Origin of the sequence: Streptomyces sp. NPDC048291, from assembly GCF_043201715.1 — a bacterium.
Classification (GTDB): domain Bacteria; phylum Actinomycetota; class Actinomycetes; order Streptomycetales; family Streptomycetaceae; genus Streptomyces.
This window is the reverse complement of sequence record NZ_JBICZC010000004.1, coordinates 335,969-355,334: the sequence shown is the minus strand read 5'-3', so window position 1 is coordinate 355,334 and position 19,366 is coordinate 335,969. Positions and strand designations below refer to the sequence as shown.

The window sequence follows — 19,366 nt, the reverse complement described above, 5'->3', positions numbered from 1 at the left end:
CCGCCGTGCTGCTCGAAGTGCGCGATCTGCACGTGGAGTTCCGGACCAGGGACGGGGTCGCCAAGGCGGTCAACGGAGTCTCCTACGCCGTCGGCGAGGGGGAGACGCTCGCCGTGCTGGGCGAGTCGGGATCCGGTAAGTCGGTCACCGCCCAGGCCGTGATGGGGATCCTGGACACGCCACCCGGGCGGATCGGCGGGGGCGAGATCCTCTTCCGGGGCCGCGACCTGCTGAAGCTGAAGGAGGAGGAGAGGCGGAAGATCCGGGGCGCCGAGATGGCGATGATCTTCCAGGACGCGTTGTCGGCGCTCAACCCGGTGCTGAGCGTGGGCGACCAGCTCGGCGAGATGTTCGTCGTGCACCGAGGGATGTCCAGGAAGGACGCGCGGGCCAGGGCCGTCGAGCTGATGGACCGGGTGCGGATCCCGGCCGCCGCCCAGCGGGTGCGGGACTATCCGCACCAGTTCTCCGGGGGCATGCGCCAGCGCATCATGATCGCCATGGCGCTCGCCCTGGAACCGGCGCTCATCATCGCCGACGAGCCGACGACCGCCCTCGACGTGACCGTGCAGGCCCAGGTCATGGACCTGCTCGCGGAGTTGCAGCGCGAGTACCACATGGGGCTGATCCTCATCACCCACGACCTGGGGGTGGTCGCGGACGTCGCCGACCGGATCGCCGTGATGTACGCGGGGCGGATCGTCGAGTCCGCGCCCGTGCACGCCATCTACAAGGCGCCCGCCCACCCCTACACGCGCGGGCTCCTCGACTCGATCCCGCGCCTCGACCAGAAGGGGCAGGAGCTCTACGCCATCAAGGGCCTGCCGCCCAACCTGATGAACATCCCTCCGGGGTGCGCCTTCAACCCCCGCTGCCCGATGGCCCAGGACGTCTGCCGTACCGACGAGCCGCCGCTGTACGAGGTGGACCAGCACCGGGGCAGCGCCTGTCACTTCTGGAGGGAGTGCCTCAATGGTTGAGCGGGTGGTTGAGCCGATCCTGGAAGTGAGTGGACTGGTCAAGTACTACCCCTTGACCCAGGGCATCTTGATCAAGAAGCACATCGGTGCCGTCAAGGCCGTTGACGGTGTCGACTTCACGCTCAACAAGGGCGAGACGCTCGGCATCGTCGGGGAGTCCGGCTGCGGCAAGTCGACGGTCGCCAAGATGCTCGTCAACCTCGAGCGGCCGACGGCGGGGTCGATCAAGTACAAGGGCGACGACATCACCAGGTTGAGCGGGCGGGCACTCAAAACCGTCCGCCGCAACATCCAGATGGTCTTCCAGGATCCGTACACCTCGCTCAACCCCAGGATGACCGTCGGCGACATCATCGGGGAGCCGTACGAGATCCATCCGGAGGCGGCCCCCAAGGGCGACCGGCGCAGGCGGGTGCAGGAGCTGCTGGACGTCGTGGGGCTCAACCCCGAGTACATCAACCGCTATCCGCACCAGTTCTCCGGCGGCCAGCGGCAGCGCATCGGCATCGCGCGCGGGCTGGCGCTGCGCCCCGAGGTGATCGTCGCCGACGAACCGGTCTCCGCGCTCGACGTCTCCGTGCAGGCCCAGGTGATCAACCTGCTCGACCGGCTCCAGAACGACTTCGACCTGTCGTACGTCTTCATCGCCCACGACCTGTCGATCGTGCGGCACATCTCGGACCGGGTCGGGGTGATGTACCTCGGGCGGATCGTGGAGATCGGCAAGGACGAGGAGATCTACGACCACCCGACGCATCCCTACACCCAGGCCCTGCTCTCCGCGGTGCCGGTACCGGACCCGGAGGCGCGGGAGCACCGGGAGCGGATCATCCTGAGCGGGGACGTGCCGTCGCCGACGAACATCCCCTCGGGGTGCCGGTTCCGCACGAGGTGCTGGAAGGCCGAGGAGCGGTGCGCGGTCGAGGTGCCGGCGCTCGCGGTACCCGCGGCCTTCCGGCTGGTGCCGGGGCCGGCGGCGCATGACTCCGCCTGCCACTTCGCGGAGGAGAAGCGGGTGGTGCCGCCGGACGATCTTGGAAACCGGGGTGCATAACGGGGCGTATGCGGGTCAATCGCGTTAACACGCAGGCAACTTCGCCGACCCGGTCTCGATATACGGACGGGCCACTCTAATGAGCGTACGGCCGTGCGGGTGCCGTAAACGGGCCGGAGCGCGCCATGTCGCTCCGGCCCGTTGCCCCTTTTTGCGCCTAAACCGGCGCCGCTCTCGCGGACCTGGCTGGTGCTTCGTCGTGGTTCCTCAATTATTGGTTGCGGTGCTCTGTGGAGCGTTGCCGCTCAGCCCAGTCCGAGGGCCCGCCGGAGGAAGTCCAGCTGGAGCAGCAGCAGGTTCTCTGCCACCTGTTCCTGCGGGGTCATGTGCGTGACGCCCGACAGGGGGAGGACCTCGTGCGGGCGGCCCGCGGCCAGCAGGGCGCTGGAGAGGCGCAGGGAGTGGGCCACGACCACGTTGTCGTCCGCCAGGCCGTGGACGACCATCATCGGGCGGTGCGGTTCGACGGCGTCGACCAGGCCGGCGTCGTCGATGACGGAGTTGCGGCGGTAGACCTCGGGCTGCTCGCCGGGGTGGCCGAGGTAGCGCTCCTGGTAGTGGGTGTCGTACAGGCGCAGGTCGGTCACCGGGGCGCCCACCACCGCCGCGTGGAAGACGTCGGGACGGCGCAGGGCCGCGAGGGCGGCGAGGTAGCCGCCGAAGGACCAGCCGCGGATCGCCACCTTGGTCAGGTCCAGGGGGAAGTCGGCGGCGAGCGCCTGGAGGGCGTCGACCTGGTCCTGGAGGACGATCGCCGCGACGTCGTCCTTGAGGGACTTCTCCCAGGCGGGGGAGCGGCCCGGGGTGCCCCGGCCGTCGGCGACGATCACCGCGAACCCCTGGTCGGCGAACCACTGGGAGGTCAGGTGGGCGTTGTGTGCCGCGACCACCCGCTGGCCGTGCGGACCCCCGTACGGGTCCAGCAAAACCGGAAGGGGAGTGTCCCCGTGGTAGTCCCGTGGCATAAGCACGGCGCACGGAATTCGGCGTGCGCCCCCCTCGGTGAGCGTCACGCGCGGGGACAAACCGGGGTCTTCGGCGTATGACGTGACAGTCGCCAGGGGCTTTCCGTCATGCAGCACCTGGGCGCGGCTGCCCGGGCGCTCCAGAGTGGCGGAGACCAGTACGGTCACGCCCCCGGCGCGCACCGCCGAATGCACGCCGGGCTCCTGCGACACGCGCTCCAGGCCGAGCTCGTTCACGCGGTAGACGTGGATCTCGCCGATCTCGGGGGACTCGGCCTCCTCGCCGGCGGACGCGGAGACCAGCACGTCGTCGGCGGTCACGTCGAGAACCGCACGGACGTGCAACTGGGGTCCCGTGAGCGGCCGTTCACCCACCGCGAGCACCCGGGCGCCGCCCTCGTCGGCGATCCGGACCAGCTGTCCTGAGGGGCTCCAGCAGGGCACTCCACCGAACAGTTCAAGCCATGTTGGATCTTCGTCGGCGTGCACCATCCGGGTCGCCCCCGACCCCGGGTCGACGGCCAGGAACAGCTGACTGCGCTGGTCGCGCGCCTGTACGAGCAGCAGCGGCGCACCCGCCTCTGACCAGTGCACATGCGCCACGTACGGATAGCGTGCCCGGTCCCAGGAGACCTCCGTGCGCTCCCCGTCGAGGCCCTGGACGAAGAGGCGCACGTCCGCGTTCTCGGTGCCCGCCGCCGGGTAGGCGACATGATGTGGCTCACGCCCCGGGTGGGCCGGGTCGGCGATCCACCACCGCTGCACCGGCGTGTCGTCCACGCGCGCCACGAGCAGCCGGTCGGACTCCGGCGCCCACCAGAAGCCGCGCGAACGCCCCATCTCCTCGGCCGCGATGAACTCGGCCAATCCGTAGGTGACCTGTTCCGACTCCGGCTCCGCGAGCACCCGGTCGCCCTCGCCCTCGGCGCCGACCACGCGCAGGGCGCCCGCCGCGACGTACGCGACATGGCGGCCGTCGGGGGACGGGCGCGGGTCGATCACCGGCCCGGGGACGGTGAGTTCGCGTGCCGTGCCGGCCCTGAGCTCGGCCGTGAAAAGCCGTCCTGACAAGGCGAAAGACGCCAACTCCACAGTCGCGTCGGTGGCGTAGCCGACGATGCCGGCACCGCCCTCCCGGCTGCGTTCGCGACGGGCCCGCTCCTGGGCCGAGAGGTGCTCCTCGGCACCGCCGAGCAGGGTGCGCGGGTCCGCCGCCAGGCGCTCCTCGCCGCTCGGTACGTCGAGGATCCAGAGGGAGTTGGCGCGGTCGGTGCCGGAACCGGAGCGCAGAAACGCCACGCGGGAGCCGTCGGGGGCCACGGTGAACGCGCGCGGCGCGCCGAGCGTGAAACGCTGGGTGCGGGCGTGCCGGCGGGGGAATGAGACAGCCTCGGTCGTCATCCCCCGACCATATTGGCCATGCGCCCCCTTGTGCGGCCGTGCGCCGAGCGATGCGCGAGCACGCATAGTTATGATCACTACCGCTGAGTGGGTATGAACCTGCTGGCATGCGCATGGATTTGCTGTACCGATCTACAACCTGATCTACAACCCCCATAGTCCGAACCCCCCGCGTCCCTGGGATCTTTGGAGGTGAGCCGCCGTGGCACTCTCGATTTCGGCGGTGGTGCTGCTGGCGATCATCGTCTTCTTGCTGATCAAGAAGTCAGGTCTGAAAGGCGGTCATGCGGTCGTCTGCATGCTGCTCGGTTTCTATCTCGCCTCCTCGACCATCGCGCCGACGATCAGCGATCTGACGACGAACGTCGCCAGCATGATCGGCAGCATCAAGTTCTGACGGGTGCCGTGACGGCGTCTCCGGCGCGCACAGGCGACCGGAGACGCCCGTTGTGCTGTGCGCTTCTGCTGCTTTCTCCTGTCTCCGCCCCGCCTTCCTCCGTAAGCTTGACCAAACGTGGGACAAGCGACGGCTGAGGCGGGGGCGCGTGGACGTGCAGGGCATGGGCGGCGGCGGACAGGACCCGGACGACCGGCTTCGGGAGCTGGCGAAGGCATCCCCGAACTTCGGGCGCCTGTACGTCTACCAGCCTCTGCTCGCCATCTACGGCTCGCAGGCGGAGCTGACCGTCTTCACCAACCCCAACGCCGCCTACGTCAGCGCCGGGCAGTTCGGCGAGGTGCTCGCGGAGGAGTTCGTGACCCGTACCGGGACACGCGTCCAGGGCACGACGCAGTTCGACCGCCTCAACGCGCTCACACGCGCGGGCGTCCTCGTCGGCTGGAGCCGCGATGCCTTCGAGAGACTCCGCCGAGGCCGCAACCACGCCGCCCACAACCACCTCTTCGACACGACGCTGGCGCTCGAAGCGCTGGAGCTGTGCTGGCAGCTCGGCGACCTCTTCGACCGAGCGATGGGCGGCAAGCGGACCGTTTCCGCGTTCGTACCGCCGACGCTTCCGGCGGACGTACAACCCGCCGACCCCGAGGAGATCTCGGAACTCCAGGAGGCGCTGGAGGGACATCGCCGCGCGCTCGCGGAGTCACGCGTCAAGCTGTCCGAGACCAGCGACCGCCTTGAGGCCGAGCGCCGCGCCCGCACAGAGGCCGAGGAACTCATCGCCAGCGCCCAGCGAGCGAAGGCGGTGTACGCCGCCCAGATCGAGGACCTGACGGCCCAGGTCACCGAACTGCGCGCGGCCCACCAGCAGCGGTACGACCGTGAGCGTGTCCAGCCCCGCAGGATCGCCTCCGCGGCCCGCGAGGCGATCGTCGAGCGCGCGCAGAGCCCCGCACCGCTCAACGAGGTGCAGGCACGCAAGAGGATCGACGCGATGCTGAGGAAGTCGGGCTGGCTGATCCAGAGCAAGGCGGAAGCGAACCCCCGCGCGGGCCAGGGCGTCGCCATCGAGGAGTTCACACTCGCAACAGGCCGGGCCGACTACGTCCTCTACGTCGATGGAAAGATCGTCGGAGTCATCGAGGCCAAACGCGAGGGCACCCCGCTCTCCGGCGCCCTCGCCCAGAACGAGCGGTACGCGGCCGGCGTCCTCAAGGAACACGCGATGGCGGTATGGCGCCGCGACGAGCCCTTCGCGTTCCGCTACGTCAGCACCGGCGCCGAAACGTACTTCCTCAACCGCGTCGACCCCCACGCCCGCTCCCGCGAGGTCTTCACCTTCCACCGTCCCGAGACCATCGCCGCCTGGATGAAGCGCGCCGACGAGGAACCCGGCACACCCACCTTCCGCGCGGCCCTCCGTACGAGCATGCCGCTTCTGGAGACCCACGGCCTGCGCATGGCCCAGGTGGACGCCATCACAGGCTTGGAAGGCTCCCTGGCGACCGACCGGCCCCGCGCCCTCATCCAGATGGCCACGGGCGCTGGAAAGACCTTCACAGCCGTCACGGAGACCTACCGCCTCCTCCGCCACGCGGGCGCCCGCCGGGTCCTCTTCCTCGTCGACCGCAACAACCTCGGCCGCCAGGCCCACGCCGAGTTCGACAAGTACCGCACCCCCGACGAGAACCGGAAGCTCACCGACCTCTACAACGTCGACATGCTGGGCCGCAGCGGGCTCCAGGACACCTCGGCGGTCGTGATCTCCACGATCCAGCGGATGTACGCCCTCCTCAAGGGCGAGGAACTCCAGGACGGCCAGGACGGGGACGAACCGGAGCCGAAGGAGACGCCCGGGGAGGCGCCCGCGGAGGCAGCCGCGCAGGAAGGTGAAATCCCTCCGAACGCCTCGAACCTGGACGAGACCTACACGGCGGACGAGCCGATCACGGTCGAGTACAACGCGGACGTCCCGATCGAGTCGTTCGACGTGATCGTGATCGACGAGTGCCACCGCTCCATCTACGGTCTCTGGCGCGGCGTCCTGGACTACTTCGACGCCCACCTGGTCGGCCTGACGGCCACACCCACCCGCCAGACCCAGGGCTTCTTCGACCACAACATGGTGGCCCAGTACACGTTCGAACAGGCCGTGGCCGACGGCGTCAACGTCGACTTCGACATCGTGCGCCTCGACACCACGATCCGCGAGGACGGCGGCGCGAAGATCGAGAAGGGTACGACCGTCCGTATCCGCGACCGCCAGACACGCGCCCAGCGCTACGAGCAACTGGATGAGGACTTCGAGTACACCGTCGCGCAACTCGGCCGCTCGGTGATCGCCGCGGACGAGATCCGTGCGGTCCTGACGACGTACCGCAACAACTGGAAGCGCTGGTTCCCGGGCCGTGCGGAGCTGCCGAAGACCCTGGTCTTCGCGGCGGGCGACGACCACGCCGAGGAAGTGCTGAAGCAGGTCAAGGAGGTCTTCGGCCGCGGCGACGAGTTCGCGAAGAAGATCACCTACCGCTCACGCCAGAACGGCGACGACCCCGACGAACTGATCAACGACCTCCGTAACTCCCACAGGCTGAGGGTGGCGGTCACGGTCGACATGATCGCCACGGGTACGGACGTGAAGGCACTGGAGTGCGTGATCTTCCTGCGGTCGATCAAGAGCCCGGTGCTCTTCGAGCAGATGAAGGGGCGTGGCGCCCGTTCCATCGACGCGGACGAACTGAAGGCGGTCACTCCGGAAGCGGCGCCCGACCTGGCGAAGGACCACTTCGTCATGATCGATGCGGTGGGGGTGACCGACTCGCCTCTGGTGGACGCCCGCCCGCTGATCCCGGCGGGGGAGAAGGGCATCTCGCTGGCGAAGCTGATGGACAAGGTAGGCACGCAGTCACTCACGGCCGACGAGGCGGAGACGCTTGCACGCCGGCTGGCCCGTATCAACCGGCAGCTGGACGCGGAGGACCGAAAGCTGCTGACCCAGACGTCCGGGGGCATGAGCCTGGCGGACATCGCCCGCCGGATCACGGACGCGGTGGACGTCGACACCCAGGACCAGGCCCGGCACGACGGCGGCCCCGACCTGGCGAAGAAGCTGGTCCAGGACGCGGTGGCACCGCTGACCACACAGCCCGAGCTGCGAAAGCTGATCCTGGAGATCAGACACCAGCAGGACCTGACGTACGACGAGACGACCGAGGTCCGCGTCACCGACATCCGCGAGATACCGCGCACGGAACGGGCGGCCAAGGAACTGGCCGAGTGGAACTCCCTCCTCACGAAGGAGCAGAGGGACGAGAACGTCGCGATCCGCGTGGCGCTGGGGAGCGGGGCGAGGGTCAGCCCGCGCGAGGCGCGTGACGCGTTGCGGGAGCTGGCGGGCCGGATCCGCGCGACGAACCGGGCCTGGACGACGGGCGTCCTCTGGGACCACTACGAGCAACTGGGCCGGGCCGCGTCCGGCCCCGGCAAGGAGGCGGGCCTCGGCGACCTCGTCCGACTCATCCGCTTCGAGCTCGGCGCCGACGACGAGCTGCGTCCGTACCGTACGGTGGTCGAGGAGCGCTTCGAGGGCTGGCTGCTTCGGCAGGAGCAGGCAGGCGTGGAGTTCACCGACGACCAGCTGTGGTGGCTGGAGCGGATAAAGGACGCCATCGCCGTCGACGTCGGCATAGAGCCGGGAGACTTCGGAGTCGCGCCGTTCACCGAGCGCGGCGGCGGCCGGGGCTTCATGCAGGTGTTTGAGGGCAAGGACAAGGCGCTGGAATTGCTGGATGAGCTGAATCGGGAACTGGGTTGAGCGTGGACGGCGAACAGATTCCGTCGAACTGGGCATGGGTGGAACTGGGGGAGGTGGCGGAGTCTGTTCGTAACGGTATGTATGTGTCGCGACCCGGCGCCACCCCCGACGGTGTCCCGATTCTACGCATTGGTGCAGTTCGACCTATGCGTCTGGATCTCTCGGATTTGCGCTATACGGGCATGGGTGCTGCGGATGTTGTCGAACGTGATGGGATGCTCAGGGCGGGTGACCTGTTGGTCACTCGTTATAATGGAAACCCGGAGTTCGTAGGGGCTTGCGCGAGGGTGCCCGAAACTGCGGGAGATTTGTCTTATCCAGACAAGCTGATTCGTGTGCGGCTCGTTCCTGAGGTGTTCGATAGTCGCTTTGTTTGTTACGCATGGGGCTCGGAGCTTATTCGACAGCAAGTGCGTCAGTACGTGAAGACGTCGGCTGGACAGGTTGGTATCGCGGGCGGTTCCTTGAAAAAGGTACGTCTGCCCTTGCCGCCGTTGGCTGAGCAGCGCCGTATCGTCGAGGCCCTCGAAGAGCAACTGTCACGCCTTGATGCCGCTGTCGGAAGTCTGGAGGCCGGGCAGCGGAGGGCCCGAGGGCTTGGTTCCGCGACTTTGACTGCTGTACTGGGAAAGCTTGACGACGCTCCAGTGAAACCCCTCGTCGATCTCTTGAGTGAGCCGTTGCGAAATGGGCATTCCGCTAAGGCGACCACGGATCTGACCGGAATTCGAACACTCAATCTGACCGCTGTCACGCAGGGGGAATTCAGTGACAAGAACACCAAGTTGACCGTTGCCGATCCGTGTCGGGTGCAAGGTTTGTGGCTGACTCAGGGGGATATTCTCGTTCAGCGGTCCAACACTCCGGAACTCGTGGGTACGACTGCGATGTACGAGGGGCCGGACGACTGGGCTATCTTCCCGGACCTGCTGATTCGCGTTCGGGTGAACAACGAGGTGCTCCCCGAATTCGTAACTCTGGTGTTGCAGAGTCGCCGGGGTCGTGAGTACTTCAAATCGCGTGCCAAAGGCCTTGCGGGATCAATGCCGAAAATCGATCAGGCCACGATTGAGGACTTCACGATTCCGGTGCCGGACGTTGAAGTTCAGGAGCGGATCGTCGCTGAGCTGCGTGATGAGTTGGATCGGGTTTCCCGGGTTTCCGTCGAGCTCGACCGTGCCCGAAAGCGGGCGATTGGCCTTCGCAACGCCCTACTGCGAAAAGCTTTCATCGGCCAGCTGGTACCGCAGAACCCGGACGATGAGCCCGCTCAGCTCGCATTGACCCGTATTGCCACCGAGCGTGCTGGGCAGCGAGGAGCAAAGCGCACGCGCAAGGCCACCGCCAAGAAGCCCGCCGTGCCCCGAGTCGCCGCGCCTGACGGTCGCGCTCCCGAACCAACCGCCGCCCCAGCCCGAGCCGTACAGCAGGAGTTTGCCCTGTGACCGCCCCCACAGATGCCCAGCAGCCCGTGAACGAGTCAGCCGAGAAGACCGCCAAGGCCGTCGCGCAGACGAACACGCTCGTCTCCAAGCTCTGGAACTACTGCAACGTTCTCCGCGACAACGGCATGTCCACCATCGAGTACGTCGAGCAGCTTTCCTACCTGCTCTTTCTCAAGATGGTCGACGAGATCGAGAGTGACCCCTGGGGCGGGCAGGACCTCAGCGCCATCGTGCCCGCCGACTACAACTGGAAGTCGCTCGTCGGTAAGCGAGGTGCCCCTCTGGAGTCGCACTACCGCGACATCCTCGAACACCTCGGCCAGCACCCCAAAACCACCATCGGCACCATCTTCGCCGATGCCCAGAACCGGATCACCAAACCAGCCCTCCTGGAGAAGCTGGTCGTCGAACTGATTGGCCGCCAAGACTGGAACATGACCGGCACAGACCTCAAGGGCGACGCCTACGAGGGGCTGCTGAACAAGGGTGCCTCCGACACGAAGACCGGCGCCGGCCAGTACTTCACCCCCCGCGCCCTCATCGACGCCATGGTCGACGTCACCCGCCCCGGCCCCGACGACACCATCACCGACCCGGCCTGCGGCACTGGCGGTTTTCTCATCGCCGCCTACGCTTACGTCCGCGACCATCACATGAAGAAGATGTCGCTGGACGAGCGGAAGGCCTACGACGAGGGTCGCAAGATCTGGGGCAACGAACTCGTCACCGGCACCGCCCGCCTCGCCGCCATGAACATGCTCCTCCACGGCATCGGCAAGAGCGACGGGCCCAGCCTCATCGACGTCGGTGACGCCCTCGCCGACAAGCCCAGCGGCAAGCACGCCACGCTCGTCCTCGCGAACCCGCCCTTCGGCCGTAAGTCCGCCATCACGGTCATCGGCCAGGACGGCGAGGTCGAGAAGGAGGACATTCAGTACGACCGTGACGACTTCACCGCCACGACCACCAACAAGCAGCTGAACTTCCTGCAACACATCATGTCGCTCACGGCAGTTGGCGGCCGTGCGGCCGTCGTCCTTCCCGACAACGTCCTCTTCGAGGGCGGCGCCGGCGAGAAGGTACGACGCAAGCTGTTGGACGAGTTCGACCTGCACACCATCCTGCGGCTGCCCACCGGCATCTTCTACGCAGGCGGCGTCAAGGCCAATGTCCTCTTCTTCGACAAGAAGGCGCCGCGCGCCGACGGCAAGCCCCACACCACCGAGACCTGGGTCTACGACTTCCGGACCGGCCAGCACTTCACCCTCAAGCAACGGCCGCTGACCCGAGCCCACCTCGACGACTTCGTCACGACTTACCGGCCCGGCGAGCCCCGCTCTGCCCGCGTCGAGTCCGAGGACGACAACGGGCCCTTCAAGAAGTTCAGTTACGACGACCTGATCGCCCGCGACAAGGTCAACCTCGACATCACGTGGATGAAGGACCCCGCCCTCGATGACGCGGACAGCGGTCTGCCGCCCGAGGTCATCGCCGAAGAGATCGTCCGTGACCTCCAGGCCGCGCTGAATGAGTTCACCGCCATCGCGCGCTCATTGGGTGGCGAGGTCGACGTACCGGAGGCCGAGGTCGAGTAGCGGCCGTCAGTTTCCGGATGCGTACGGCACGAAGTCGGCCCAGGCCTTGGGCGAGAGTGCGAGGCGGGGACTGGCTTCGGCGTGCTTGGAGTCGCGGACGTGGATGGTGGTGGGGGCTACGGCGATCTCTACGCAGGAGTCGCCCTCGGTGCCGTCGCTGTAGCTGCTTTTGAACCAGGTGAGTTCGTGCGCATCCCCAACCGACCTCTTGCGGATCATGTTTCTCCCAGCACCTGCTCGATGAAGGCAACCGACTCTCCCGGAGTGAGAGCCTGGGCCCGGATGGTCCCATACCGCAGTTCGAGGATGCGAAGTTCCCTCGGGTCCGAGGTCGGACGGCCGTTGAACGCGCCGTCTGACCGTCCCACTGCCGTGCCGTCCGCGAACTTCAGTAACTCGATCTTGCCATCGACGCCGGGATGAGCCACTGCGTCTGTGGGCATCACCTGGAACGTCACATTGCGCAGCTCTGCCACGCCCAGAAGGTGCTCCAGTTGTCGGCGCCGAACCATTGTGCCTCCGACTCGGCGGCGTAGAGATGCCTCCTCCTGGACAAAACTGAGCGCGACGGCGGGTGACTTCTGGAAGATCGCCTTGCGAGCCATCCTGGCCGCTACAAGGCGTTCCACCTCCTCCTGCGAGTAGGGCGGCTGGCGCGCCTCGAACAGGGCGCATGCATGTTCCCCTGTCTGCAAGAGCCCGTGGACACTGAGGCCTACGTAGACCCCGATCTCAACCGCCTGCCCTTCCAGCTTCGCAAGATCCCGCACCTTCTTGGGGTACCGGACCTTCTCCACATCCTCCCTCATCGCCGAGATCAACCCGTCCGCCCCCAAAACCTGGTCGGCCTTGTCCAGGAACTCCGGCCTGGGGATGCGCTTCCCCGCTTCGATTTTGTAGATGAGATCCTCGCCGTAGCCGATCGCCTTGGCGAAGTCGGGGACTCGCATCCCCTTTGCCTCACGCCGCAGCCTCAACTGCCGTCCCACCGTTGCGATGACCGCGAGTCCCCAGTCGTCGTCCGGGTCCACCTCCCACCCGGGTTCGTCTGCCTCGCTCACCACCTCGACGTCCGTCGCCATCACGCATCCTCCGTCGTACGACCTTGCGGCGACGCCTTACCCGTACGGCCCCGGTCGACAGCGTGGACACCACTGGACAACCCTTGGACAGTGACCCTACGCAACAGCGTCGTCACTGTTCACGGTAGGCGAGTGCCGCCACGCTGAGTGACGTGATTCGAGAATCCGCCCCCTCCGAGGCCCACCCCGCCACCCCCGTCCGCAACTTCAGCGTGCTGCTGTCACCCACACCCCGCGGCGCCCGTCTCGCCAGGCTGCTCGCGACCGAGCAACTCCGCTCCTGGGGACTCCCCTTGGATCCGGCGGCGCACCTCGTGGGCGAACTCGCGGCCAACGCGGCGAACCACGGTCGCGTAGCGGGACGAGACTTCCGGCTCACCCTCTACGTCGTCGGCGGCACCCTCCGCATCGAGGTCACCGACACGTGCGGTGACCGGCTTCCCCATGTCCAGCATCCAGACCCCGACACCGAATCCGGCCGAGGTCTCATCCTGGTCGACGCGCTCGCCGACCGCTGGGGCGTTGCTCACGGCCCGTACCCGCGTAAGACCGTATGGTCCGAAGTGAAGATGGCACCGTGATTCGGGGGCATGCCCGACCTGCCACGTATGGCTGAAATTTGTACGCACCGTTGAACGCTCCTGCCAACCCCCGGAAGATGGTCATGGACGAGTCCGGGGCGACGGGGGTGGGCGGTACTCGATGAGGAACCGTGTGCAGGTTGTGCTCCAGATCCTGCTGGCACTGGTCGCCTGCCTACTCGGGATCGCCACCAATTACGCGACCAGCACCGACAGGGCTCCCTGGGCGCTTGAGATGATTCGCCGTTTCTCCGTTCCGGCCATCGCCGTGCTGATCGTGGCCCTCGTGGTCGGGCAGGTCGTCGTCTACCGGCTGGAGAATCCCGCACCGCCCCGGATCCAGTGGCCGCGGGATCGCGTGCCGTACCCGGGTCTCGATGCCTTCGGCGAGGACGAGGCAGCCGTGTACTTCGGCAGGGAGGCGCAGGCAGCCGAGCTGACCCGCAGGCTGCACACGAGCGCCCCCCGACCGGCAGAGCGATTCCTCGTCCTGGTCGGGGCCTCGGGGAGCGGTAAGTCCTCCCTGGTCAGGGCTGGTGTTATGCCCCGGCTCCGGGAGCGTCGTTGGACCGTCGTTCCGGCCTTCGCTCCGGGCGCAAGTCCGATGGGCGCGCTCGCGGGTGCGCTGGTGGCCGCCGGCGGAGGGCAGGAGCCCGCGAGCGCCCTACTGCGCAGGCTGCGCCAGGGATCGGGCGCACTGCGAGCCGAGCTGTCGAAGTTGCGAGGGGGGCGGTTCCGGCGATTACTGCTCGTCGTTGACCAGTTCGAGGAGATCGTCACTCTGGCGGGGGAGCGGGAACGCGCCCAGTTCCTCGATGCGTTGCGTACCTGCGTGGAACAGGACCCGGCGGTCCGTGTATTGGTCACACTCCGGGTCGACCTGTTCGGCAGGCTGCTCGTCACTGGGCATGCGGACCTTCTCCAACATCCTGTGGCCCTCGGCACATTGAGCAGGGCCCAGCTCGTCGAAGTCGTAGAGCGTCCGGGCGCCCTTGTCGGCCTTCGTTTCGAGCCCGGAGTCGTGGACTCCGTCGTGAGCGAGACCGGCGCGGACGACGCCTTGCCGCTGCTCGCTTATCTCCTCCAGGAGCTGTACTTCGCCTCCGGTCCCGGCGGTACGGTGACGGAGGAGCTGTACCGGCGGCTCGGCGGTGTCCCGGGTGCGCTGGCGCGCCAGGCCGACAACACCGTGACCGCGCTCGGCGTGGGTGTGGGGATCGATTTCGTCCTTCGTGTTCTGCTCAGGTTCGTCACTGTCGAGGGGCAGGAGGTGGCTCGCCGTCGGGTGCCGCTGTCCGAACTCGACGAACGGGACCGCCACGTCGTCGACGCCTTCGTCGAGGCGCGGCTGCTGCGTACCGATGTCACGGGCGGCGGACTGGCGGCGGACGGAGGGGAGCCCTGTGCGCAGGTGACCCATGAGGCGCTCTTCCGCCAGTGGGCCCCGTTGCGGCAGGAGGTCGAGGCCCGTGCTGAGCGGCTTCGCGAGCGTGCCGAACTGGAGCGCTGGGCTGCTGACTGGGAGCGGGCCGGACGCAGCGACGACTATCTTCTCACCGGAGAACGCCTCACCGCGGCCCGGCGCTGGCTCGAAGCGCTGGAGGAGACGGGCCAGGCGTCCGAGATTGCTCGCGCGCTCGTCGAATCGTCGCAACGCCGGGACCTGACCTTCCTGCGCCAGGTTTCCGACAGCATCGGCCGACAGGTTCTCGGGAGCGCGGAGAGCGAACCCGAACGCTCCCTTCTGCTTTCGCTCGCCGCGCTGGGCGAGTGCTCGCCCACGGCCTCGGCCCGCCACGGGCTGATGGCCGCGTTGGCGGCGAGTCACCTCCGCTCACGACTCGACGGGCACACGGACACGGTCCGGCACATCGCATGGTCCCCGGATGGGCGCATGCTGGCCACGGCGTCCAGGGACGGTACGAGCCGGGTGTACGACGCGCGGTCCGGACGCCCACTGCTGGTGTTGCCGTGCGATGGCGTCATGGTCGAGTCCGTCGCCTGGTCGCCGGACTCGGCCCGGCTCGCGACCACCGGTCGTGACCGTGTCGTACGGATCTGGAACGCGGCCTCGGGGGAGCCGACCCGGCTGCTGAGTGGAGCGGACGACATCAACAGACAGGTGGCTTGGTCCCCGGACGGTCGGCACGTTGCGGCAAGCTCGAAAGACCGGATCGTGCGGGTGTGGGAGGCCGGCACCGGAGCGCTCGTGCACGAACTACGCGGGCACGACGAGGATGTGTGGGGTGTCGCCTGGGCGCCGGACGGTGACCGCCTCGCATCCGCTTCCCACGATCAGACGGCGATCGTGTGGGATCTGACGACGGGGACGGCGGCCACCAGGCTCGTCGGCCACTCCGACTTCGTCGAAGGCATCGCCTGGTCGCCGGACGGACGTCGGATCGCCACCGGGTCGGGAGACCGCACCGCCCGTATCTGGGACTCCAGGACCGGCGACCTGCGTCTGTTGCTGAGAGGGCACACCGACTACGTGTGGAACCTGGCCTGGTCGCCGGACGGGCGGATGCTGGCCAGCGCTTCGTCCGACCGCACTGTCCGGATCGTCGACACCACGAACGCCGAGGTCCTGGCCGTGCTGCGCGGCCATGCGGACACCGTGTGGGGAGTTGCATGGGCACCTTGCGGAACGATGCTCGCCAGCAGCTCCACCGACGGCACGGGCCGGGTGTGGGACCTGCGTCCCCGTGGCGCCGAGGTCGTCTTGGCAGACGGACACCGAGGCCCGGTGAACCAGGCCGCCTGGTCCGGCGACGGCAGCCGCTTCGCCACGGCCTCGGACGACGGCACTGTACGGGTGTGGGACGCGGCCACTGGCGTGTCCGTCGGGCCGGTGGCCGAGGCGACGGACCGGGTCTGGACCGTGGCTTGGGCTCCGCAGGGAGAACGGCTCGCATTTGGTACGAACGACGGTCTGTTCCGCGTCGTCGACGGTCGCGGAGGCACGCTGTTCGAAAAGCAGGGTGAGGTCTCGGAGGGGTGTGCGTGGGCGCCGAACGGTGGGCGGATCGCAACTGGCGGTCACGACGGCGCCGTGACTGTTCTGTCCGCGCCGGACGGAGCCGATCTGATCAAACTGGCAGGGCATCAGGACTGGGTGGGGCGCGTGGCCTGGTCACCGAGCGGACGACTGCTCGCCAGTTGCTCGGACGACCGTACGTGCCGACTCTGGGACATCGTGGAGGCGCAGCAGCTCACCGTGCTGCGTGGACACGAAAGCTATGTGGAGGACGCGTCCTGGTCGCCGGACGAGACGCGGATCGCCACCGCTTCCGGTGACTGGACGGCCGTCGTTTGGGACGTCGCCACGGGACGGCGCATCGAGGTACTGAAGGGGCACGAGGGGCGGCTGCGCGCCGTCGCCTGGTCACCCGATGGCCGGCACATCGCCACGGGCGCTGACGACCGCACCGTGCGGGTCTGGTCCGCCGCCACCCTTGAGGAGATCGCCGTCGTCGGCGTGCACCAGGACAAGGTGACCTCTGTGGCTTGGTCCCCGGACGGCGCACGATTGCTTACGGGCTCGACCGATGGGACAGCGCGCGTGTGGCAGGCAGAGCCGGACTACGACCGGCTGGAAGCGGCCGCCCGAGGAAGGGTCTTCCGTACCCTGACCCGCGAGGAACGGCGGCAGCAGATGCTGCCGCCGGGCCCCGCTTGACGGTGTCGTCAGTAGACCGTTTCGACTGTGCGCTCTTCGGTGCGGACGAGGTAGTCGTCCGGGTTGAGACCGATCGCCTTGCGCTCGGGCGACGACCAGTACAACGCGTTGCGCTCGCCGAACGTCTCCGGGCCGTCGTACGAGATCAGCCAGATGAACTGGTTGTGCTCCGGGTCCGACCAGGCGCCTCCGATCGTGAATCCCAACTCCAGTCGCAACGGCACGATCTCCTCGCGCCACCGCTGGACCCATTCGTCGAGCAGGCCGTCCCGAACGGTGTACGTGCGCAACTGTGTGGTTTTCGGCATGCGGCCATCCTCTATGCCCCGGTGGTCGCAGGGGGCCGGATTCCGCCAGTCCATCCGGCACCGGAACGCGATTGTCCGTGCTCCGGTGAAAGGGGCGGTCTTTCCCAAGGACCACGATGGTGAAAGGACCCTGCCAAGCCCCGCCCCTCCCTCCCGCCGCGCACTCTCACCCGAGCGGGTGAACATCGTCGAATCGGCTGGATCCGCTGCCCCTCGCCTGCCCTACGCTCGGCGCAACACAACCGCAGACATGCGACGGCCCCCGCCGGGACGGCAATCCCAGTGCGAGGGCCTGACCACCGAGGAAGTTGGAGGACTTCCCGATGGATACGCAGCACCCTAGCGCGCCCCCGCGCGCCCAGTCCCGGCTTGCTGCCGACAACCACCCGAATCGGCGGCCTCGCACCGGCGGCGGGCTGATCCACGAGAACACCCGGCACACCGAACGCTTCACGGTGGTTGGCAACCACCTCACCCAGCACCCGGACCTGTCGCTGCTCGCAATCGGCCTTGGCTGTCACATCCAGTCGTTGCCCAAGGGCGCCCGCGTCGACATCAAGTCCCTCACCGCCCGATTCCAGGAGGGCGCAACCCGGATCGCCGCTGGCCTGCGCGAGTTGGAGGTCTATGGGTACCTGCGCCGTGAACGCGAACGCGTCCCCAGTGGCCGTATCGTCACCCGCACTGTCTCGTGCAACCAGCCGGGGAGGCGTCGGTCGGCCGGCCACGCACCCGCACGACCGGCGCATCCAGGACCAGAGTCAGGAACCGGCCCGGCATCGGCAACCGGAGCGGGCGCCGCCTTCGAAAAGCGGAAGGCATCCCGTAAGAAGTCGCTCCCCGAGGTACCTCAGCCTGCCTGCCACGCCCCCGGCCTCCTGCGGCAGGCCACGGACCTTCTCGCCGGCCTCCGCCGCTACGATCCCCGCCTCCTGCTCTCCGCCTACGACACCGTCCATCTCGCCCCCGGCATCGCCGCCTGGCTGGAGCGCGACGTGAGCCCCACGGTCGTGAGGCATGTGCTGACCGCGCACCTGCCGGACGAACCGCTGTGCCGCCCGGCGGCTCTCCTGGCGCACAGGCTCGCCGCCCAGCTGCCCCCTCCACCGCCGTTCTGGGCACAGACGGCACCGCCGTCGACCAGCCGTCACCCCCTTCAGAACTGCGACGGCTGTGACCGCGCCTTCCGCTCTCCGACGCCAGGACGTTGCCATGACTGCCGCACTCCCGTCGCCATCTCTGCGTGAGATCGCTCTGTCCGGCTCCTCGGCCCCGGTCCGGATACTCTGGCCAGGGCACTCTCTGGAGGACGTCATGAGCTCTCAGGCCGAGCACGGAAACGAGCTGGTTCCCCGCCCCGAGCTGACGCCGGATGCCCTGCGTGAGGCTCTCGCGGTCGTCGCTCCAGGGCGTCTCGACGAGATGCAGGCCAGGAAGGACGAGGCCTTCGCCAAGGCCGTCGAGTGGCAGTCCCTCAGCCCGGTGCAGAGCTGGGTTCTGATCTGGGCCAGGGACATCGAGATCGCCCGTCGGCCGGACCTGTCCGCCCGTTACGCCTGGGCGCAGGGTCACCTGGAACACGAGGACCCGGGCCTCGCGTGGGAAGCGCTTCGCGAGTTGAGTGCGGTACTCGACGAGGCGATGAAGGCAGTTCACGGGTGAGTTGGAAGTGGGAGTACGCCTTCGGCGCCGAAGAAGCTGCCCGTACCGCTCCCGCAGACTTCCTCGCCGCCGTGGCACGCAAGGCCGATGAACTGGTCAGGGCGGCAGAAGCTCTCCATGTCCATGGCCGGGCCCACGAGGGGGTCGACCCGAAGGGTGGCGATGTGGACGTCGCTGGGGGCATGTTCACCTACCAGGTCGTCGTACGCAGCGAACGCGTCTATGTCGTCCAGATCACTTGGCTGGGTTACTGACATGAGAGGAAGGGCCGAGGGGCGCGATCCGGAAACGGAGGGGCCGGAACCGGTCACCTTGTGTGCGGCAGATCCGGTTCGGCTTGACTCGCTCCTGCCGGGCTTGGGAAACGTGATCCTTGAGATCGCGACAGAGAGTTCAACGGGGG

At 67.8% G+C, this 19,366-nt stretch carries 15 protein-coding genes; 11 read left to right on the top strand and 4 right to left on the bottom strand.

Annotated features, from left to right (window positions below; genetic code table 11):
• Positions 1-5 precede the first annotated feature (5 nt).
• Together ACGF5O_RS12495 and ACGF5O_RS12490 are read left to right on the top strand one after the other, a co-directional pair.
• Complete coding sequence (locus ACGF5O_RS12495; RefSeq protein WP_393810126.1) at positions 6-980, top strand: ABC transporter ATP-binding protein; 975 nt, start codon at positions 6-8, stop codon at positions 978-980.
• Entirely contained in the window at positions 973-2,034 is a 1,062-nt protein-coding gene (locus ACGF5O_RS12490) for an ABC transporter ATP-binding protein (protein WP_393809849.1), read from the top strand. Before ACGF5O_RS12495 ends, ACGF5O_RS12490 begins: the two co-directional genes overlap by 8 nt.
• Positions 2,035-2,279: 245 nt before the next feature.
• Here the strand turns inward: ACGF5O_RS12490 and ACGF5O_RS12485 are convergent, their stop codons facing one another.
• Positions 2,280-4,400 (bottom strand): prolyl oligopeptidase family serine peptidase, encoded by a 2,121-nt coding sequence (locus ACGF5O_RS12485; RefSeq protein WP_393809848.1) that lies wholly within the window; start codon positions 4,398-4,400, stop codon positions 2,280-2,282.
• Between the two features lie 202 nt (positions 4,401-4,602).
• Here ACGF5O_RS12485 and ACGF5O_RS12480 point away from each other — a divergent pair, with 202 nt between their 5' ends.
• From ACGF5O_RS12480 to ACGF5O_RS12465, 4 genes are all read left to right on the top strand, one after another.
• On the top strand, positions 4,603-4,797 hold the full coding sequence (locus ACGF5O_RS12480) for a hypothetical protein (protein WP_089098958.1): 195 nt from the start codon (positions 4,603-4,605) through the stop codon (positions 4,795-4,797).
• Between the two features lie 148 nt (positions 4,798-4,945).
• Entirely contained in the window at positions 4,946-8,611 is a 3,666-nt protein-coding gene (locus tag ACGF5O_RS12475; protein WP_393809847.1) for a DEAD/DEAH box helicase family protein, read from the top strand.
• 2 nt (positions 8,612-8,613) lie between these two features.
• Entirely contained in the window at positions 8,614-10,056 is a 1,443-nt protein-coding gene (locus tag ACGF5O_RS12470) for a hypothetical protein (RefSeq protein ID WP_393809846.1), read from the top strand.
• Positions 10,053-11,651, top strand: coding sequence for an N-6 DNA methylase (locus ACGF5O_RS12465; RefSeq protein WP_393809845.1), 1,599 nt, complete (start codon positions 10,053-10,055; stop codon positions 11,649-11,651). Before ACGF5O_RS12470 ends, ACGF5O_RS12465 begins: the two co-directional genes overlap by 4 nt.
• A 6-nt stretch (positions 11,652-11,657) precedes the next feature.
• On the opposite strand, the gene ACGF5O_RS12460 is transcribed toward ACGF5O_RS12465, so the two are convergent.
• Entirely contained in the window at positions 11,658-11,870 is a 213-nt protein-coding gene (locus ACGF5O_RS12460; protein ID WP_393809844.1) for a DUF397 domain-containing protein, read from the bottom strand.
• Positions 11,867-12,733 (bottom strand): helix-turn-helix domain-containing protein, encoded by an 867-nt coding sequence (locus tag ACGF5O_RS12455; RefSeq protein ID WP_393809843.1) that lies wholly within the window; start codon positions 12,731-12,733, stop codon positions 11,867-11,869. Before ACGF5O_RS12455 ends, ACGF5O_RS12460 begins: the two co-directional genes overlap by 4 nt.
• 152 nt (positions 12,734-12,885) lie before the next feature.
• On the opposite strand from ACGF5O_RS12455, the gene ACGF5O_RS12450 reads away from it, so the two are divergent.
• Together ACGF5O_RS12450 and ACGF5O_RS12445 are read left to right on the top strand one after the other, a co-directional pair.
• Entirely contained in the window at positions 12,886-13,314 is a 429-nt protein-coding gene (locus ACGF5O_RS12450; RefSeq protein ID WP_393809842.1) for an ATP-binding protein, read from the top strand.
• A gap of 133 nt (positions 13,315-13,447) precedes the next feature.
• Positions 13,448-16,993 carry an AAA family ATPase gene (locus ACGF5O_RS12445; RefSeq protein ID WP_393809841.1) on the top strand — a complete coding sequence of 1,182 codons (3,546 nt, stop codon included), beginning with the start codon at positions 13,448-13,450 and terminating at the stop codon, positions 16,991-16,993.
• A gap of 8 nt (positions 16,994-17,001) precedes the next feature.
• Here ACGF5O_RS12445 and ACGF5O_RS12440 read toward each other — a convergent pair whose 3' ends face one another.
• Positions 17,002-17,301, bottom strand: a complete 300-nt coding sequence (locus tag ACGF5O_RS12440; RefSeq protein WP_393809840.1) for an NIPSNAP family protein — start codon at positions 17,299-17,301, stop codon at positions 17,002-17,004.
• Between the two features lie 323 nt (positions 17,302-17,624).
• On the opposite strand from ACGF5O_RS12440, the gene ACGF5O_RS12435 reads away from it, so the two are divergent.
• The 3 genes from ACGF5O_RS12435 to ACGF5O_RS12425 all read left to right on the top strand — a co-directional run bounded on the left by ACGF5O_RS12435 (position 17,625) and on the right by ACGF5O_RS12425 (position 19,217).
• On the top strand, positions 17,625-18,548 hold the full coding sequence (locus tag ACGF5O_RS12435) for a helix-turn-helix domain-containing protein (RefSeq protein WP_393809839.1): 924 nt from the start codon (positions 17,625-17,627) through the stop codon (positions 18,546-18,548).
• Positions 18,549-18,615: 67 nt separating this feature from the next.
• Positions 18,616-18,963: a hypothetical protein gene (locus ACGF5O_RS12430; protein WP_393809838.1), complete on the top strand. Its 348-nt coding sequence runs from the start codon at positions 18,616-18,618 to the stop codon at positions 18,961-18,963.
• Positions 18,960-19,217: a hypothetical protein gene (locus tag ACGF5O_RS12425; protein ID WP_393809837.1), complete on the top strand. Its 258-nt coding sequence runs from the start codon at positions 18,960-18,962 to the stop codon at positions 19,215-19,217. Before ACGF5O_RS12430 ends, ACGF5O_RS12425 begins: the two co-directional genes overlap by 4 nt.
• The last annotated feature ends 149 nt before the right edge of the window (positions 19,218-19,366 follow it).